At 59.9% G+C, this 16,732-nt stretch carries 15 protein-coding genes; 7 read left to right on the top strand and 8 right to left on the bottom strand.

Annotation, left to right across the window (positions count from 1 at the left end):
* Positions 1 to 17: 17 nt before the first annotated feature.
* A complete protein-coding gene (locus tag ACYZUM_RS13815) occupies positions 18 to 1,100 on the bottom strand; it encodes a bifunctional transcriptional activator/DNA repair enzyme AdaA (RefSeq protein ID WP_108182971.1) in 1,083 nt (360 codons plus the stop codon).
* A gap of 184 nt (positions 1,101 to 1,284) precedes the next feature.
* Here ACYZUM_RS13815 and ACYZUM_RS13810 point away from each other — a divergent pair, with 184 nt between their 5' ends.
* A complete protein-coding gene (locus ACYZUM_RS13810; RefSeq protein ID WP_108182970.1) occupies positions 1,285 to 1,698 on the top strand; it encodes a VOC family protein in 414 nt (137 codons plus the stop codon).
* Here ACYZUM_RS13810 and ACYZUM_RS13805 read toward each other — a convergent pair.
* Positions 1,695 to 2,315, bottom strand: a complete 621-nt coding sequence (locus tag ACYZUM_RS13805) for a LysE family translocator (protein ID WP_108182969.1) — start codon at positions 2,313 to 2,315, stop codon at positions 1,695 to 1,697. The two genes, ACYZUM_RS13810 and ACYZUM_RS13805, sit on opposite strands and share 4 nt — an antisense overlap.
* 274 nt (positions 2,316 to 2,589) lie before the next feature.
* Here ACYZUM_RS13805 and ACYZUM_RS13800 point away from each other — a divergent pair, with 274 nt between their 5' ends.
* Positions 2,590 to 3,204 (top strand): biliverdin-producing heme oxygenase, encoded by a 615-nt coding sequence (locus ACYZUM_RS13800; RefSeq protein WP_108182968.1) that lies wholly within the window; start codon positions 2,590 to 2,592, stop codon positions 3,202 to 3,204.
* The gene (locus ACYZUM_RS13795) at positions 3,201 to 5,447 is read left to right on the top strand and encodes an ATP-binding protein (RefSeq protein ID WP_108182967.1); all 2,247 of its coding nucleotides are present in this window, start codon (positions 3,201 to 3,203) and stop codon (positions 5,445 to 5,447) included. The genes ACYZUM_RS13800 and ACYZUM_RS13795 overlap by 4 nt, the downstream gene beginning before the upstream one ends.
* 86 nt (positions 5,448 to 5,533) lie before the next feature.
* Here the strand turns inward: ACYZUM_RS13795 and ACYZUM_RS13790 are convergent, their stop codons facing one another.
* Both ACYZUM_RS13790 and ACYZUM_RS13785 read right to left on the bottom strand, forming a co-directional pair.
* Entirely contained in the window at positions 5,534 to 8,083 is a 2,550-nt protein-coding gene (locus ACYZUM_RS13790; protein WP_142580124.1) for a hypothetical protein, read from the bottom strand.
* Between the two features lie 12 nt (positions 8,084 to 8,095).
* Positions 8,096 to 9,226, bottom strand: coding sequence for a hypothetical protein (locus tag ACYZUM_RS13785; protein WP_473061342.1), 1,131 nt, complete (start codon positions 9,224 to 9,226; stop codon positions 8,096 to 8,098).
* A gap of 295 nt (positions 9,227 to 9,521) precedes the next feature.
* On the opposite strand from ACYZUM_RS13785, the gene ACYZUM_RS13780 reads away from it, so the two are divergent.
* Complete coding sequence (locus tag ACYZUM_RS13780; RefSeq protein ID WP_108182964.1) at positions 9,522 to 10,109, top strand: LysE family translocator; 588 nt, start codon at positions 9,522 to 9,524, stop codon at positions 10,107 to 10,109.
* A 15-nt stretch (positions 10,110 to 10,124) separates the two neighbouring features.
* Here ACYZUM_RS13780 and ACYZUM_RS13775 read toward each other — a convergent pair whose 3' ends face one another.
* The 3 genes from ACYZUM_RS13775 to ACYZUM_RS13765 form a co-directional block, all read right to left on the bottom strand.
* Entirely contained in the window at positions 10,125 to 10,958 is an 834-nt protein-coding gene (locus ACYZUM_RS13775; protein ID WP_108182963.1) for an AraC family transcriptional regulator, read from the bottom strand.
* Positions 10,959 to 10,993: 35 nt separating this feature from the next.
* Positions 10,994 to 11,497: a VOC family protein gene (locus ACYZUM_RS13770; protein WP_108182962.1), complete on the bottom strand. Its 504-nt coding sequence runs from the start codon at positions 11,495 to 11,497 to the stop codon at positions 10,994 to 10,996.
* Positions 11,498 to 11,732: 235 nt separating this feature from the next.
* Positions 11,733 to 12,401: a class I SAM-dependent methyltransferase gene (locus tag ACYZUM_RS13765; protein ID WP_108182961.1), complete on the bottom strand. Its 669-nt coding sequence runs from the start codon at positions 12,399 to 12,401 to the stop codon at positions 11,733 to 11,735.
* Between the two features lie 93 nt (positions 12,402 to 12,494).
* On the opposite strand from ACYZUM_RS13765, the gene ACYZUM_RS13760 reads away from it, so the two are divergent.
* The gene (locus tag ACYZUM_RS13760; RefSeq protein WP_108182960.1) at positions 12,495 to 12,887 is read left to right on the top strand and encodes a GFA family protein; all 393 of its coding nucleotides are present in this window, start codon (positions 12,495 to 12,497) and stop codon (positions 12,885 to 12,887) included.
* Between the two features lie 129 nt (positions 12,888 to 13,016).
* Here the strand turns inward: ACYZUM_RS13760 and ACYZUM_RS13755 are convergent, their stop codons facing one another.
* Positions 13,017 to 13,847 carry an alpha/beta fold hydrolase gene (locus ACYZUM_RS13755; RefSeq protein ID WP_108182958.1) on the bottom strand — a complete coding sequence of 277 codons (831 nt, stop codon included), beginning with the start codon at positions 13,845 to 13,847 and terminating at the stop codon, positions 13,017 to 13,019.
* 251 nt (positions 13,848 to 14,098) lie between these two features.
* On the opposite strand from ACYZUM_RS13755, the gene ACYZUM_RS13750 reads away from it, so the two are divergent.
* Together ACYZUM_RS13750 and ACYZUM_RS13745 are read left to right on the top strand one after the other, a co-directional pair.
* Positions 14,099 to 14,554 carry a (2Fe-2S)-binding protein gene (locus tag ACYZUM_RS13750; RefSeq protein ID WP_025111491.1) on the top strand — a complete coding sequence of 152 codons (456 nt, stop codon included), beginning with the start codon at positions 14,099 to 14,101 and terminating at the stop codon, positions 14,552 to 14,554.
* 14 nt (positions 14,555 to 14,568) lie between these two features.
* Positions 14,569 to 16,731 (top strand): xanthine dehydrogenase family protein molybdopterin-binding subunit, encoded by a 2,163-nt coding sequence (locus tag ACYZUM_RS13745; RefSeq protein ID WP_108182957.1) that lies wholly within the window; start codon positions 14,569 to 14,571, stop codon positions 16,729 to 16,731.
* Position 16,732: the final 1 nt, after the last annotated feature.

Genomic DNA, 16,732 nt, shown 5'->3' with positions numbered 1-16,732 from the left:
TCCTTTGGAGAGAGTGTTCAAAACGCCAGGGGGCGCGTGAGCTGCACCGCAGCGTTTTCCAGCCTCAGCAGAAACGCCTTGCGCGGCTGCCCACCACCATAGCCGGTCAGTGAGCCATCCGCACCGATCACCCGATGGCACGGCACCACGATCGACAACCGATTGTGCCCGTTGGCCAGCCCCACCGCGCGACTGGCGCCGGGTTTGCCCAAACGTGCCGCGATGGCACCGTAGGTGCTGGTGTGGCCGTAGGGGATGTTCAGCAGTTCGTCCCAGACTTGCCGGTCGAACGCGCTGCCGGGCAGGTGCAGTGGCACGCTGAAGGCGCTGCGGGTACCGGCGAAATATTCCTTCAGTTGCTGTTCGATCTGCTGCAGATGCGCATTGTGCCCCGGTGCGACCACGTAGCCGTGACGGGCCTGCAATTCCTCGACTTCGCGGGTCAGCGCCGGGCGGTCGAGAAACTCCAGCAACACCAGTCCCCGACGTTCGGCCATGGCGATCATCGGCCCCAGTGGTGTGGTCAGGCGGGTGAACAGCAGCGGTTCACTGTTGGCCGCGCGGCCCGGGGTGATGTGGAAGGATTTCTGGAATGCGTCACGAAAACCGCTGAGTGATTCATAGCCGGAGTCAAACGCGGCGTGATCAATCGAGGCGCCCTGGCGAATGCCGCCCAGCGCCATGCCGAGCCGGCGGGTGCGCAGCCATGCATGGAAGGTCATGCCGAAATGCTGCTTGAACCAGCGTCGCAGCTTCAGCGGTTCGATGCCTTCGGCCAGCAACTGGGCGTCGCTCCAGCGCACCTCGGGGTCGGCATCGACGGCTTTGAGCAGGCGCTGCACCCAATCGGGTGCGATGGCTGCAGCGTCCAGCGGTTTGCAGCGCAGGCAGGCGCGATAACCGGCGCTCAGGCACTCATCGGCATGGGCGAAAAATTCGACGTTTTCCGGCTTCGGCTTGCGCGCCGTGCAACTGGGGCGGCAGAAGATCCCGGTGGTTTTCACGGCCGTGAAGAACACCCCTTCGTAGGCGGTGTCGCGTTCGAGCATGGCGCGAACCATCTCGGCGTGGGGCGGCAGCAGTGCGGTTTGTATGTTCATGGCCAGAGCTTAAATCCAGGATTTTGATGGCTCCACCGAAAAATCGACAGTGAATTTCCAGAACCTCTGAACTACCGTGTAGGAGCTGCCGCAGGCTGCGATCTTTTGATCTTGTTTCTTGAAATCAAAAGCAAAAGATCGCAGCCTTCGGCAGCTCCTACAGAGTGGGTGAGGTGTCGAGTTTATGCATCCGTTTTCGATTCAACATATTGATCACATCGTTCTGCGTGTCGCCGATCTGCAACGCAGTATCGATTTCTACCGCCAGGTCTTCGGCGCCGAGGTGGTCAGGCACAACGAACCATTGGGTCTGGTGCACCTGCGCGCCGGCACCTCGATGATCGACCTCGTCGACTTGCAAGGCGAACTGGGCAAAAAGGGTGGCGGGGCGGCCGGTACCGAGCGGCGCAATGTCGATCACTTCTGCCTGCGCATCGAGCCGTTCGATGAATTTGCGCTGACCGAGCACTTGCGGGCACACGGTCTGACCGTGGAAAAAGCCGCCCGACGCTTCGGCGCCGAGGGCTACGGCCTGTCGTTGTATTGCTTCGACCCGGACGGCAATCAGGTCGAACTCAAAGGCCCGTCCGAGGCTTAAGCGCGTTTGGCGAACAACAGCACTGAAGCGGCCGCCGACAGCAGCCCTGCACAGCAACGGTTGAAGACCCGTTTGCCGCGCGGCTCGGCGAACCAGCGGCGCATGTGCAGGCCCATCCACGCATAGGCGCCGATCGCGATCCATTCCAGCAGCAGAAACAGTGCACCGAGCACGGCGAATTGCGCCGGCACCGGGCGGCTCGGGTCGACAAATTGCGGCAGGAACGCGGTGAACAGCAAAATCGCTTTCGGATTGCCCGCCGCCACCAGAAACTCCTGACGCGCCAGGCGCCAGAATCCCACCGACGCTCCCGCCATTTGCTGCTCGGCCTCGGGATTGGCGCGCCACAGTTGCCAGGCCAGGTACAGCAGATACGCCGCGCCGATGATCTTGATCGCATGGAACAGCCATTCCGAGGTCTGCAGCACCACTGACAGTCCGGCGCCGGCGAGGGCGATCATCCCGGCGAACGCGATAATCCGCCCGATACCGGCGGCGCAGGCCCGGCGATAGCCATAGCGGGTGGCATTGCTGACCGACAGCAAATTGTTCGGGCCGGGGGCCATGTTCAAGGCAAAGCAGGCCGGAAGAAACAGCGTAAGCGTGGCGAGATCCATGGATGTGGGCTCCAGAAGCGATGCCGCATTTTTATCACAGGCGGCGGCCGCGTTGACCCATACAGTCTCGCGGCGCTGTCGCGGTACAGCCTTGGCAGTCCCTTCAATCCAGTCGAACTTTTCCGATTGGCCGGAACTCTCAAAAGTCTGAAGGCGCTGGTTTCGTCAGAAAAATCTATGCGCCAAGTCAGAAAAAGGCGTTTGCCGTGTAATATTCGTCCAAAGCTGCAAACACCCTGCCGGCCCCGAAGCGGCCCCACCAAGAGCGATTTACATGCAAGCAAAGGCCCGTGAAGTTTATGTGCCGCCGGTGCTGCAAGATCTGCGAGCCGGCACTGCCGAACTGCACATCGCACTGGAAAAACGTCTTCCTTTTTTCTCCAATACCCTCGATTCCAACGCTTTCGTACGGTTGATGCAGGCTTATTACGGTTTTTATCGGCCACTGGAAAGCGCATTGCTCGACAGCGGCGCGATCCCGGTGGATTTCGATCTTGCGCCACGCCTCAAATCGCAGATTTTGCTCGATGACTTGCAGGCTCTGGGTCTCACGACCGAGACCATCGCCCGTTTGCCACAGTGTCAGACGTTGCCCGTGATCGACTCCGGGCCGACTTGCCTGGGTGTGTTGTACGTGCTGGAAGGGGCAACCCTCGGCGGGCAGATCCTGCGTCGCGAAATCGCTTCGCGGCTGAGCCTGGACGCCGACAATGGCGCGGCATTCCTCGACGTTTACGGCGCTGCCACCGGCCGCCGTTGGCGCGATTTCATTGATTACCTGGGCAGTCGACGGCTGAGTGCGGATGAACGTGAAGCCGTGGTTGCGGCGGCCCAATCCACATTCAGTTGTTTCGAGCGCTGGCTCGAAAGCCGGGAGGTACTGGCATGAACCCGCAAGACCAAGAAGCCTTTGAAGAACTGCTGGCCAACTGTGCCGACGAACCGATCCGCTTTCCGGGTGCCATCCAGCCCCATGGCCTGTTGCTGACCCTGAGCGAGCCGGCGCTGGAAATCATTCAGATCAGCGCCAACGTCGAGACCCTCTTGGCACGGCCGGCGCAGGAGCTGATCGGCCAGCCGCTGCACAGTCTGTTGGGTGAAGCGCCTGCCGCCGCTGTGCGCGATGCGCTGCAGCAACCGGTGTTCGCCGATGCCGGACCGCTGCATTTCCGCCTCAACGGCACCGCGTTCGAAGGTCTGCTGCACCGTCATCAAGGCGTGTTGATTCTGGAACTGGAAATCCACGTCGAAAACTTCCAGCCGCGTAACGTCGCCGGCAACCAGACCCATCTGGGACGCATGCTCCAGCGCTTGCAAGCAGCCACCACATTGCAGGCGCTGTATGACATCAGCGTCAAGGAAATCCAGGCGATGACCGGTTACGACCGGGTGCTGATCTACCGCTTCGAGGAGGAGGGCCACGGCCAGGTGATCGCCGAGGCGTCGGATCCGTCGATGGAAGTGTTCAACGGCCTGTTCTTCCCGGCCTCGGACATCCCCGAGCAAGCGCGCGAGCTGTACCGCACCAACTGGCTGCGGATCATCCCCAATGCCGATTACCAGCCGGTGCCGCTGGTGCCCAAGCTGCGCCCGGACACCCAGACCCCGCTGGACCTGAGTTTCGCCACCCTGCGCAGCGTCTCGCCGATTCATTGTCAGTACATGAAGAACATGGGCGTTCTGTCGTCGATGAGCATCTCGCTGCTCAAGGGTGACAAACTCTGGGGCCTGATCAGCTGTGGCAATCGCCAGCCGCTGCATGTGCCGCACGAGTTGCGCAGTGCCTGTCAGACCATCGGTCAGGTACTGTCGCTGCAGATCAGCGCGATGGAGGCGCTGGAACTCAGCCGTCAGCGTGAAGAAAAGGTCGAGGCACTGGCATTGCTCAAACAGGCCATGATCGACTCGCCGGAAAATGTCTTCGATGGTCTGGCGCAGCAACCGCAAGTGCTGATGGCGCTGGCCGGGGCCGGGGGCATTGCGATCATCGAAGACAAGCAGTTGCACCGTTACGGTAATTGCCCGGAGCCAGAAGACATTCGCGCCCTGCACAAGTGGCTGCAGGAAACCGGCGAGCCGGTGTTCGCCAGTCATCATCTGGCCAGCGTCTACCCGCCAGCCGCGCAGTTTCAGCAAGTGGCCAGCGGCGTGCTCGCCATGAGCCTGCCCAAACCGGTGGACAACGGCGTGTTGTGGTTCCGCCCCGAGGTCAAGGAGAACATCAACTGGAGCGGTGATCCGCGCAAGCCGCTGGATCTGGAAAACTCCGATGCCGGCCTGCGTCTGCGCCCGCGCACTTCGTTCGAAATCTGGAAAGTCGAGATGGCCGGGATCTCTACCAAGTGGAGCCACGGCGATCTGTTTGCGGCCAATGACCTGCGCCGCTCCGCACTGGAAAACGACCTGGCCCGGCAGGTGCACCGCGAGCAGGAAGCGGTGCGCGCCCGTGATGAGCTGGTGGCGGTGGTGTCCCATGACCTGCGCAACCCGATGACCGTGATTTCGATGCTCTGCGGCATGATGCAGAAGACTTTCAGTTCCGACGGCCCGCACACCTCGCGGCGCATCTCCACCGCGATCGACACCATGCAGCAGGCCGCCGGGCGGATGAACACGCTGCTCGAAGATTTGCTCGACACCTCGAAAATCGACGCCGGGCGCTACACCATCGCCCCGCAGACCTTGGACGTCGGGCAGATGTTCGAGGAAACCCAATCCCTGCTTGGGCCGCTGGCGCTGGACAAGGACATCAGCATCTCGTTCCAGGCCGACCCCGACCTGAAAATCCATGCCGACCCGGAGCGCCTGTTTCAGGTGCTGTCGAACCTGATCGGCAACGCGATCAAGTTCACCCCGCGCAAAGGCTCAGTGGGCGTACTGGCCAAGTCTGACGGCAGGGAAATCGTGTTTACGGTGCGCGATACCGGTGAAGGCATTCCCAAGGAAAACCTGGCGCGGGTGTTTGACCGCTACTGGACGGTGAAGGAGGGCAACCCGACCGGAACCGGACTGGGTTTGTACATCACGCAGGGGATTGTTGAGGCCCATGGCGGGCGCATCGAGGCCAGCAGTGAGCCGGGTGAGGGTACGGAGTTTCGGTTTACCGTGCCGGCGATGGTCGGGAGCGACTGACAGCCGTGAATCGTGACAGAACACAGCCCGGCAGGCGCTGGCCGGCCGGGCTGTGGGTCTACTCAGCGTGGCGATTTTGCGGGTCTTCAGTCCAGACCATGCAGCGCGCTGAATGCTTCTTTCGACAGCGGATTGAACCGGTTCTTTCGTATCTCGCTGATCGCATACAAGGCACGGCCCGTGCGGCCATTTCCATCACCAAAACCGTGGAAGCCAACCACTGTGCCGAGTAGCTGTTTGCTGAAGTGCTCGTGAGCGGTGTCCAGTTTCTTCAAATGCTCCTGCATCACGGCAAAGCCACTGATGCTACTGGCGTATTTCTTGTCGTTGACGCCTACACGAACAATGTCCGAGGTGGCAGGTGCGATGCTGACATGTAGCTGTCTGATCACGTCGGGGTCGGTCAACGCCTTATTGCTGTTAGCGTACTCTCGCAAGACGGCCACGATGCTGGCGAGATCGTTGCCCGGAGAATTCGAGGCATGAACGATCCAGGCGCCGGCTCGTTGGGCGTTATCGGTGAAGCCTTGAACGTTGTAGTTCGACTCTGGCAGCACACCGTTGTAAGGGGCTTTTCCCAGATCCTGTCTCAGCAGATTCTGCTGATGGCCCTTCATGTAGTTGACCTTGCGGGCCTCGATCTCGCTGACCGTTTCCAGCAAGTCGGTATATCCCTTGCCCGCCGAGCGTGCGGCCTGGAGATCGATACCGTTTTTTGCCAAGACTGTCGCCAGCAGTTCATCGATTGCCGTTTTGCCGATCAACGCTTCAAGCTCCTGAGCTTTTTGCAGCCTTCGCGTAGTGTCTATAACGGCTTTGTTGAAGAGGTGTTCCAGCTCCGCAGGGCTGGCGGTTTTCGGTAAAGGAATTTTCGTGTCTGTCAGGCGAGTGAGGATTTGGCTGGCACTTTCGAGGGTGTCATCCTTGAACAGTGCCCGCGCATGAGCCACCGTCGGCAATGTCATGCGAATCTCGGCCGCCGCGCCGGACTTGCTCAACGCTTTGACCAAGTCGTAGGAGCCACTGCTGGTGGTCGTCAGTCGACGCAACTGGCGGGCTGCTGTCATGCTGATCGAACTGCCAGCGTGGCTGAGTTTCAGCGCGCTTTTGCCTGCCAGCTTCCCGGCGCCGACGATCACTTGGGGAACACCGTCGACGGGGTTGAAGATTGACACCAGAACGCTGCCGGCCACGCGCCCGAGGCTTAGCAGCCTGGTGCTGCTTGCCACTGCCTTTGCCAACGCTCCGGCCGCCCCGATAAAGACAAAGGACACCGCGAGGGCGTCGATGACGCAACTGAAGGCGGCCCCACTGCGTTTATCCGGATCATCCGAAGTCAGTTGCTGGATACAGCCTCTGAATGGAATGAAGATGTTCAGAATGATGTTGGCAACGCGCTCGTACGCTTCCTGCTTTTCCTCGTATTCAGTCTGGTCATAGCCCATCCGGTAATATTCGTTGTAGGTGATGGGCGGGTTCTTTTGCGCAATGAAGTCGGCAATGTCTTTCAGCCTCGGCGATTGGTAACTTTCCATTGGCGATGTGTACCAGGCCGATTCTTCGTAGTGCGGCGCAAATTGACCAAACCGATCAAGCAGCATGCCAAACTCATGAACATCTGCATGCTCGGCCAGTTCCCAGTGGCGGCGCGGCAGTAATTTATTGATGTCCGCTTGTTCGCTCTGACTAGGCGTTGCACCCTGGAAGTAGGCTGCGTGCTCGGTAATGATGTTTTCCAGATAGGTAAGGCGCGGGAAATTCCCGGTCTTGCCGTTGATCGGCCCGTCGAAGCTTGCGGTGTCTTCATTAAATGCGTAGCCGCTGGCGAAAGCCTCGGCCAGGCGCTCGCTTTTGCGGCACACTCCCTGTAACGGGAACAACTCAAAGCAATGGTTTTTCGATTTGTGACGACACAGGATGACCACCCCGTGCGGGGAGAAGTGGTCGGCGCTGTGACCGGGGATATTGCGGTTGCCGCGCACCAGGTAGAGCGTTGAAGCGCCCTGTGTCAGTGCTTCTCGATCACTCATGCCGAGCCGGGAGAATGCCAGCCGGATCATGGTGCTGATTCCCGACTTGAAGGTTTCGTGCTGCGGCTTGAGCTTATCGGCATACAACTGATTGATTGGCGCAAGGCTGGCCAAATCTGGATGCACGTCATGCAAATTGCGCTTGGTCGATGTGCTGGTGAGGTTTTTACGGTGTAACTGGTTGGCAAGATAAAGATTGATCACCGTGTCGCTGATCAGTCCCCCTTTATTGTGCGGCGAACGAAATACCTCCTGATGATGGTCGATGTCGGCATCGAACAGCGTTTGCTGGGCCAGTTTTCTTCGGCTGACCGGCGCAGCGGTTATCGACTTCAGCGCCGCCTCCAGTTCATCGGCATACGTGTTGTAGCGATTCACTGCCGCTGTTGCGATTTGTTCTTCCGATAATGCCGAGTCTTCACGGAGCATTACCTCGTTGATGTTTGCCCAATCCAGCACGCATTGCAGATTGAGTAATTGATGCAGGGCGCGTTGTGCATCGCTGAGCGGCGCAAGTGCGGCAAACTTCATCAGTTGCTCATAAGACAGTTTGCGCGACAAGCCGGGAGCGATCCTTTCTGTCAGCATGACCGCCTTGCGCAACATGACCCAGCCTGGTTAACCGATCAGCAGTGTCGGCGGTGTAACGACCAGAAACTCCGGTGATTGCCCCGCCAGCACCAGTTCCACTGCCAGGTAAGCGGCGAACGGACTGACGCGGTTGATCTGCTCAAAATGGCCTTTGAGACGTGTCCGCGCCTGCGCCGGGGTTTCATGCACATACAGCGATTCATAACGCAGACTTCGATGAGTTTCGACCCGCTCATCCGAGCCCATGTCCAGGTCCAGCACGACCGCGGCGAGCAGCAACCGGCTGCGGGTGACCTCCGTTACCGTGTGTGCCTTGCCCTCGATCAGAAGTGCATCGAAACAACTCTGAGCCAGACTTTTTGCCTCGCTCGTTTGCATCAGAATTTCCCACGCCAGTCGCGGATCTTCCTGCAGCAAGGCGCCGCTTCTCTTCTTGAGCAGCACATCCGTCAGGTAGTTGATCAACGGCTCGGAATACCGCCCCGAGTCAGCCATCAACGTTCGCACGACCTGCATGATCACAGGATACTGCTCCGGCTCGACTATCAGGGCGACATCCTGAGTCTCTTCGGAAATACCCCAGTAGTTAGCGAATTTTGGCGGCGCGGGCATTTTAAAGTTCAGGTAGTCGATCAGGTTTGCAAGGTCTGCGTAGTCGTTGGGCGGATCGATTTCCTGAAATGCAAGCCAGTTGCGCAGTGGCACGGTGGCGCTGGAGGAAATAATGCCGCCAGAACGCCATGCGGTTTTCGACAAGAGTTCGATATCGTTCCGTAAAGACTCGATCTCATACAGTTCATCGGTAATGATAGTGTAGTGGATGTAAAAACCCGTAGCGCCGAACTCTTCATAGGCGGCGTAAACTTCACCATTGCTTCTGACCATAAAGAAGTGATCGGCAGGCAGGTCGAAGGAGGCAATGAATTCAATGAATTCTGGATGTTTGCTGAGTGAGCGCAGCAATAATTTGCCGGCGAGATGTTCACTGTCGAAACGGCTTCCCGAAACAACTTCCGTAGCGAGTTGCATGAAGTTTTCTTCAGCACGAAAGGCTTGCCGAAGGAAGTTTCGGTTCTCCAGAGCCTTGGCGATGTTCAGTCGTTCAGCTTCGTCGGCCGATGCAGGGGCAGTTGCAAAAAGGTTGCGATTAATGTCCATATTGACTTCTTCTGGTTCGGGTTATGTAGCGCAGCAGTCAGCCAAGTTGAATTGGCGGGTTGTGAAGTGGTCGGGAATATAAAACGTCGCGCAATGTTGGTGTTTCATTTTGAGTTGCTAGTTGTTATTAAAAGTATCGAGATGTCTGCGCGAAGTATTAAGTGGCAACAGAAACTTCTTCTCCGGCTTCAAGTGCCTGAGTTGTGGCGCGGGTCGTGGGTGATTTTGTTCAATACGCGAGCCGGCGGCACTGTTTACTGTTGGCGCCTTGTTCCCCAATTGCAGCAGGTGCGTAATGAGTCTGATTGTGTCGATGGCGGCGTTTGCGCTGGTGGCGTCCATAACCCCGGGGCCGGTGAATATCGTCGCGCTGAGTTCCGGAGCGCAGTATGGCTTTCGGGCCAGTCAGCGGCACGTGGCGGGGGCGACGCTGGGCTTTGTGCTATTGCTGGTGCTGATGGGGTTGGGCCTGCATGAAGTCCTGAAACTGTGGCCATTCCTGACCCGGGTGGTGCAATTGGCCGGGGTGGCGTTTCTGTTGTTCATGGCCTGGAAGCTGGCTGCCGATGACGGCCAGTTGCATGCCGGCGAAGCGGGGCGGGCGCCGTCGATGCTGTACGGCGCGGTGATGCAATGGCTCAACCCGAAAGCGTGGCTGGCCTGTGTGGCAGGAATGGGCGCGTTTGTCGCCGATGGCGAGGCGCGGCTGGTCTGGCAGTTCGCCGCAGTGTATCTGGTGATCTGTTATCTGTCGGTCGGTTGCTGGGTGTACGCCGGAACGTTTTTGCGGGGGTATCTGGGCAATCCGGCGGGGATGCGCCTGTTCAATCGCTTGATGGCTCTGTTGCTGGCGGCGAGCGCGGTTTATCTGCTGTTACCGTGAGCCCGAAGTCGATGGTCAGCCGCGATATTGGCCGGGTGTCGCGGCCAGATGCTGTTTGAACGCGCGCTGAAAATGCGCCTGATCGGCAAACCCTGCTTCCAGTGCAACATCGGCAATCAGCTGGCCGCTGCGCAGGCGTTCGCGGGCAAACTGGATGCGCTGGTTGACCAGGAACGCGTGCGGCGTCATGCCGTAATGCTGTTTGAATGCACGGATCAGATACGACGGTGACAACTGTGCCGCCGTGCAGATGTCCTCCAGGCTGAGCAGGTCGGTGCAGTGTTCGCGGATGAAGTCGGCAGCGCGTTCGAGCTTGAAATTCGGTTCACGCTGCGGTGGTTCAGCCGGGTTCAGGCGTAGTTGCAGATCGCTGAAAAACTCCACCGCTGCGCTGTGTTTGCGCAGTACGTCCTGCTGCTCGTCGACCAGTGTGGCGTACAGCGCTCGCAGGTCACGAAACAGTCGCGGGTCATCCAGATGAGTATTGGAAAACCGCCGAAACTCAAGCTCCGCACTGAACCCCAGTTGATGCTGCAGATCCGTCAGCCACGGCGTCTCGACATACAACATCAAGTACGACCACGGCTGATCATCGATCGGATTGCAGGCGTGCACGTCGCCCGGATTCATCAGCACCACGGTGCCGGCGGCCACTTCGAATGTCGATTGCTCATGCACATAAATGCTGCGCCCGGCCGTGATCGCGCCGATGGAAAAGTGCGCATGGGAATGGCGTGAGTAGCAGACCTCACGACCATCGGCAATGGCCCGCGCTTCGATGAAGGGCAGGGCATCGTCCCGCCAGAAGCGTGGGGCTTTTTGAGGGTTTTTGGCGGCAGCGTGTTTCATCGTTATGGTTCCCGGCAGGCCAGACCCGGAGTGTATTAGCTCTGGCCGGCAAAGGCCCGCTCCAGTTCGGCGATGTCGAGTTTTTTCATCGTGAACATGGCCTGCATCGCCCGTTGCGACTTGCTGGTGTCGGGGTCCAACATCATGTGCATGAACGCCACCGGCACGATCTGCCACGACACCCCGAACTGATCCTTGAGCCAGCCGCATTGCTGGGCCTCGACCGGGCCACCGGCCGACAGATTGCCCCAGAAATGGTCGACTTCTTCCTGATTCTGGCAGTTGACCTGAAACGAAATGGCTTCACTGAACTTGAACAGCGGCCCGCCGTTGAGGCCGGTGAAGGTCTGGCCGTCGAGTTCGAAGCTGACGGTCATCACCGCGCCTTCCGGCTTGCCGTGAAATTCCTCGCCGACCTTGCTGTAGTGGGTGAGGCCGGTGATATTCGAATGATCGAAGATCGAGCAATAGAACTTCGCAGCCGCTTCGGCCTGATCGTCGAACCACAGGCACGGCGTGATTTTCTGGAAACGTTGCATGGCAGTCATCCTCGGCAGGTTAGACACGCAGGATTTACAGCGTAGTCAGTCCTTGGTCGACTGGCGGTGCCGTAGATCGACAAGTGCAGTGCAATTCAGCAACACCCTGAACCTGTGGGAGCTGGCTTGCCAGCGATGAGGCCGGCACCTTCAGAAGTGATGTTGCCTGAGCCACCGCCATCGCTGGCAAGCCAGCTCCCACAATGTCTGTGACTCAGTCAGGATGTGCAGGAAGTCAGCGCCGTTCGGCGATCATCAGTAACGACTGCGGCACCGGGCTTTGCGGATGCTGCGGCTCTTGCAGGCTGACCAGGTGAAACCCGGCCATGTCCAGCGCGTTGCACCAGCTCGACAGCGTGCGGAAATACCACGGCATCGGCTGCCACTGGCCCTTGAACGCGGCGAACGATTCTTCACGCCACCCATCCTGATAATTGCCGGCCGCCACGGCCCACGGATGCAGGGTCTGAATGATCATGGTGCCGCCCGAAACCAGCAACGCATGCATGGCGGCGAGCAATGGAATGATGTCCTGATGCAGCAGCGAGAAGTTGGCGCAGATCAAATCGTAATCACGGCCAATAGCGCCTTCGGCCTCGACCAGCGTCTGGTAACTGGCGACACGCACATTGGCTGAACCGGCCGCGCGTGCCGCCTCGATCAGCCTCGCATCACCGTCGACACCCACCGCATCGATGCTGCGATCCGCCAGCGCGCGCAACAACCAGCCTTCGCCGCAACCCAGATCCAGCACGCGTTCCGGTTGGCGGCCCATGATCGCCAGCAGGATCGCCTGATCGGTGACCTGCTGGCGGCTTTCGATGGCACCGCTGCGGATCACCTCGATCCAGGCATCAGCGTTGGCGTGCCAGCTCTGTAACAAGGTGGATTCAGGGGAGGACATGGCGCTGTCTCCGGCAAAGGGCAAATTGTGAGCGTTCGCTTGTACGGCTGCTATGTTCAAAGGCTGAACAGAGTCTGACAGAGGATAGACACCATGACCCCATTAACCGGCGGTTGCCTGTGCGGCGATGTTCGCTTCGAAGCTGCGGGCCAACCTTACCGCATCGGCATTTGCCATTGCCTCGACTGCCGCAAACATCACGGCGCATTGTTTCACGCATCGGCAATATTTCCCGAGAAGGCGGTGACCGTCAGCGGGACTCTCGGCGAGTATCAAGGGCGGGTGTTTTGCCCGCGCTGTGGTTCGCCAGTACTTGCACGTTCGGAGGATGAGATTGAAGTGAATGTCGGCTCGCTGGACGAGCCGAACCGGTTCAAGCCGACGTATGAGCTGTGGACCATCCGCCGGGAGTCATGGTTGCCAGCGCTGCCGCTGGCGCACCACTACGAACGTGATCGTGAAGGGACGGGCCGTACCGAGGCGTAGTACGCAGTCAAGCCAATCACCCAGTCCCCTGTGGGAGCTGGCTTGCCAGCGATGAGGCCGGCGCATCCACAATTGATGTTGCCTGATCCACCGCCATCGCTGGCAAGCCAGCTCCCACAATGATGTGTGTCACCCGCGAATAAACGCCAACAAATCCGCATTGATCGTCGGCGCCTCGGTTGTCGGCATTCCGTGCGGGAAGCCCGGATACGACTTCAGCGTGCCATTTGGCAGCAGTTTCGCCGACAAAGGCCCCGAGTTCGCATACGGCACGATCTGGTCGTCTTCGCCGTGCATTACCAGCACCGGCACGGTGACTTTTTTCAGGTCTTCGGTGAAGTCGGTCTGGGAGAACGCGACGATCCCGTCGTAATGCGCTTTGGCGCCGCCGATCATGCCCTGACGCCACCAGTTGCCGATGATCCCTTCCGAAGGTTTTGCTCCCGGGCGGTTATAGCCATAGAAAGGACCGCTGGGAATGTCGCGATAGAACTGCGCGCGATTGGCCGCCAGTTGTGCCTGAAAATCATCGAACACCGATTTCGGCAACCCACCGGGATTGCTTTCGGTCTGGACCATCAACGGTGGCACCGCGCTGATCAACACGCCTTTGGCCACGTTGTCCTGCCCATGTCGGGCGATGTAGTGGATGACCTCACCGCCGCCGGTGGAGTGGCCGACATGCACCACGTTCTTCACCCCCAGATACTGAACCACCGCCAGCGCATCGTCGGCGTAATGGTCCATGTCGTGGCCGTCCCAGACCTGGCTCGAACGTCCATGGCCCCGACGGTCATGGGCAATCACCCGAAAGCCCTGGCCCAGGAAGAACAGCATCTGCGCATCCCAGTCGTCCGAGCTGAGTGGCCAGCCGTGGTGGAAGTGGATCACCGGAGCGTCCTTCGGGCCCCAGTCCTTGTAGAAGATATCCACGCCGTCTTGAGTGGTGACAAATCCCATGTTCGCGACTCCTGACCAATGTGATGGGTGACCGCGCTCGTCGCAAACCGGTGGTGCTGGCTCGGGTGAGCGCCGTTATCAGCCAGAAGATTAAAGTCGACATTTTTACGTTGAGGCATGACCGGTGGTCGCAACGTCTGGCTTGCGGCGCAATTTGGGCTTTGCTGAAAGGGATAAGCCGAGGCGCGCACTGGCTTCGATGGCCGTAGCGACGCCCCTTCAGAACACCGTGAGTCTGAGGAAAATCCCCGATGCTGACCTTGAATATCAATGGCAAGGATCAGGAACTCGATGTGCCGGCAGACATGCCGCTGCTCTGGGTCCTGCGTGATGTGGCGCACCTGACCGGTACCAAATTCGGCTGTGGCATGGCCCAGTGCGGTGCCTGCACCGTACACGTTGATGGGGCACCGTTGCGTGCCTGTATCACGCCCGCCACTGCCGTGGCCAACGGTCAGAAAATCCTCACCATCGAAGGCCTGTCCACCGACGGCTCGCACCCGGTGCAGCAAGCCTGGGCCGAACTCGACGTGGTGCAATGCGGTTACTGTCAGTCCGGGCAGATCATGTCTGCCGCCGCGCTGCTTGCGAAAATCCCCAAACCTACCGACAGCGATATCGATCAGGCGCTCTCCGGCAACATTTGCCGCTGCGGCACCTATCCGCGAATCCGCGCAGCAGTGAAACGTGCGGCCGAAATTGGCTGATTGGGAGATAGACGATGAACAGTCCTGTATCGCGTCGCGGCTTTCTCAAGGGCAGTGCCGTGCTGGGTGGCGGTCTGGTGGTGGCGTTTGTCGTGCCCGGTGCCCATCGGTTTGCGCGGGCAGCGGAGAATGAAGGCAAGGTCTTCGCGCCGAATGCGTTTTTGCGTATCGCCGCCGACAACAGCGTGACGGTGTTGCTCGGGCATTCGGAAATGGGCCAAGGCATCTGGACTGGCCTGACCATGTTGATCGCCGAAGAACTGGACGCCGATTGGTCGACGATCCGCGTCGAACACTCGCCGGCCTCGGCGGCCAATTACGGCATGCCGGCATTTGGCGGAATGCAGATTACCGGCGGCTCGACTTCGACCTGGATGGAGTTCGACCGTTACCGGCTGGCCGGGGCCACGGCGCGGCAGATGCTGGTGGAAGCGGCGGCCAAGCGCTTCAACGTCGCTGCGTCGACGATTCGCACCGAATCGGGCGTAGTGATTGCCGGCGATAAACGCGCGACGTACGGCGAACTGGCGGACGCTGCCGGGCAACTGCCAGTGCCGGATCCGAAGTCAATCACCTTCAAGGAGGCCAAGGACTGGAAGGTCATCGGCAAACCGACCAAACGCCTCGACACCCCGGAGAAAATCACCGGGCGCGCCAAGTTCGGTATGGACGTGCAGTTCGACGGCTTGATGACGGCGATGGTCGCGCGGGCGCCGGTGTTCGGTGCCACGGTCAAATCCTTCGAGGGCGCCGAGGCGCTGGCGGTGCCCGGCGTGCACAAAGTGGTGCAGGTGCCGACGGGCGTGGCGGTGATCGCCGAGCATTATTGGGCGGCGAAACTTGGTCGCGATGCGTTGAAGGTCGATTGGGAACTTGGGCCGCACGCTGACCTGAGCAGTCAGGGCCTGCTCGACAGTTTCCGCAAACTGGCAGCGACACCGGGCACTTCCGCCAGTCAGGCCGGGGATCCGCAGGGCACCTTCAATAAAGCGGCGAAGAAAATCGACGTCGAGTACAGCGTGCCGTATCTGGCGCATGCACCGATGGAACCGCTCAACTGCACGGTGAAGATCAGCGCCGACAAGTGCGAAATCTGGACCGGCACGCAATTCCAGACCCTCGACCAGATGGTCGCCGGCAAGATCACCGGGCTCAAACCGGAGCAGGTGGAGATTCACACCGAGTTTCTGGGCGGCGGTTTCGGGCGCCGGGCCAATCCGACTTCGGACTTCGTCGCTGAAGCCGTGCAAGTGGCGAAAGCTGCCGGGATGCCGGTGAAAACCGTGTGGTCCCGTGAGGATGATATTCGCGGCGGTTATTACCGCTCGATGTTCCTGCATCAGGCGCGCATCGGCCTCGACGGGCAGGGCATGCCGTTGAGCTGGCAGCATGTGCTGGTCGGTCAATCGATCATGGCCGGCACCATGCTCGAACAGACCATGGTCAAGAACGGTATCGACGCAACCTCGGTCGAAGGCGTGGCCGACAGCCCGTATATCAAGGGCCTGGCCCATCAACAGGTTGAACTGCATTCGCCGCAGACCGGGATCAATGTGTTGTGGCTGCGTTCGGTGGGGCACAGCCACACCGCGTTCGTCATGGAGTCGCTGATCGATGAAATGGCCACGGCGGCCGGCAAGGACCCGGTGGAATACCGGCGAACGTTGCTCAAGGATCATGCGCGCCATCTCGGCGTGCTGAATCTGGCGGTGGAGAAGGCCAACTGGACAGCGCCATTGCCGGACGGGCATGCGCTGGGCGTGGCGGTGCACGAGTCGTTCGGCAGTTATGTGGCGCAGGTGGCCGAGGTCTCCCAGGACAATCTGGCGATCCGCGTGCACCGCGTGGTGTGTGCGGTGGATTGCGGGATCGCGGTCAATCCGCAGAGCATCGCGGCGCAGATGGAATCGTGCATCACCTTTGGCCTGGGCATGGCGCTGCACAGCAAGCTGACGGTCAAGGACGGCGCGGTGGTGCAATCCAATTATCACGACTATCAGGTGCTGCGCCTCAATGAGATGCCGCTGGTCGAAGTGCATATCGTGCCCAGCAGCGACAAGCCCGGGGGCATCGGTGAGGCGGGGGTTCCGCCCACCGCGCCGGCGGTGGCCAACGCGGTGTATGCACTGACCGGGCAACGTTTGCGTGAACTGCCGCTGCAACTGTCGGGGGTGTGAG

Source organism: Pseudomonas sp. m6p (genome assembly GCF_055760375.1).
The sequence above is the reverse complement of the archived record's forward strand: the minus strand, read 5'-3'. Positions and strand labels throughout refer to the sequence as shown.

Coding starts and splice junctions, on each gene's coding strand:
- ACYZUM_RS13815 (WP_108182971.1), bottom strand. CDS start 1,100: ATGAACATACAAACCGCACTGCTGCCGCCCCACGCCGAGATGGTTCGC.
- ACYZUM_RS13810 (WP_108182970.1), top strand. CDS start 1,285: ATGCATCCGTTTTCGATTCAACATATTGATCACATCGTTCTGCGTGTC.
- ACYZUM_RS13805 (WP_108182969.1), bottom strand. CDS start 2,315: ATGGATCTCGCCACGCTTACGCTGTTTCTTCCGGCCTGCTTTGCCTTG.
- ACYZUM_RS13800 (WP_108182968.1), top strand. CDS start 2,590: ATGCAAGCAAAGGCCCGTGAAGTTTATGTGCCGCCGGTGCTGCAAGAT.
- ACYZUM_RS13795 (WP_108182967.1), top strand. CDS start 3,201: ATGAACCCGCAAGACCAAGAAGCCTTTGAAGAACTGCTGGCCAACTGT.
- ACYZUM_RS13790 (WP_142580124.1), bottom strand. CDS start 8,083: ATGTTGCGCAAGGCGGTCATGCTGACAGAAAGGATCGCTCCCGGCTTG.
- ACYZUM_RS13785 (WP_473061342.1), bottom strand. CDS start 9,226: ATGGACATTAATCGCAACCTTTTTGCAACTGCCCCTGCATCGGCCGAC.
- ACYZUM_RS13780 (WP_108182964.1), top strand. CDS start 9,522: ATGAGTCTGATTGTGTCGATGGCGGCGTTTGCGCTGGTGGCGTCCATA.
- ACYZUM_RS13775 (WP_108182963.1), bottom strand. CDS start 10,958: ATGAAACACGCTGCCGCCAAAAACCCTCAAAAAGCCCCACGCTTCTGG.
- ACYZUM_RS13770 (WP_108182962.1), bottom strand. CDS start 11,497: ATGCAACGTTTCCAGAAAATCACGCCGTGCCTGTGGTTCGACGATCAG.
- ACYZUM_RS13765 (WP_108182961.1), bottom strand. CDS start 12,401: ATGTCCTCCCCTGAATCCACCTTGTTACAGAGCTGGCACGCCAACGCT.
- ACYZUM_RS13760 (WP_108182960.1), top strand. CDS start 12,495: ATGACCCCATTAACCGGCGGTTGCCTGTGCGGCGATGTTCGCTTCGAA.
- ACYZUM_RS13755 (WP_108182958.1), bottom strand. CDS start 13,847: ATGGGATTTGTCACCACTCAAGACGGCGTGGATATCTTCTACAAGGAC.
- ACYZUM_RS13750 (WP_025111491.1), top strand. CDS start 14,099: ATGCTGACCTTGAATATCAATGGCAAGGATCAGGAACTCGATGTGCCG.
- ACYZUM_RS13745 (WP_108182957.1), top strand. CDS start 14,569: ATGAACAGTCCTGTATCGCGTCGCGGCTTTCTCAAGGGCAGTGCCGTG.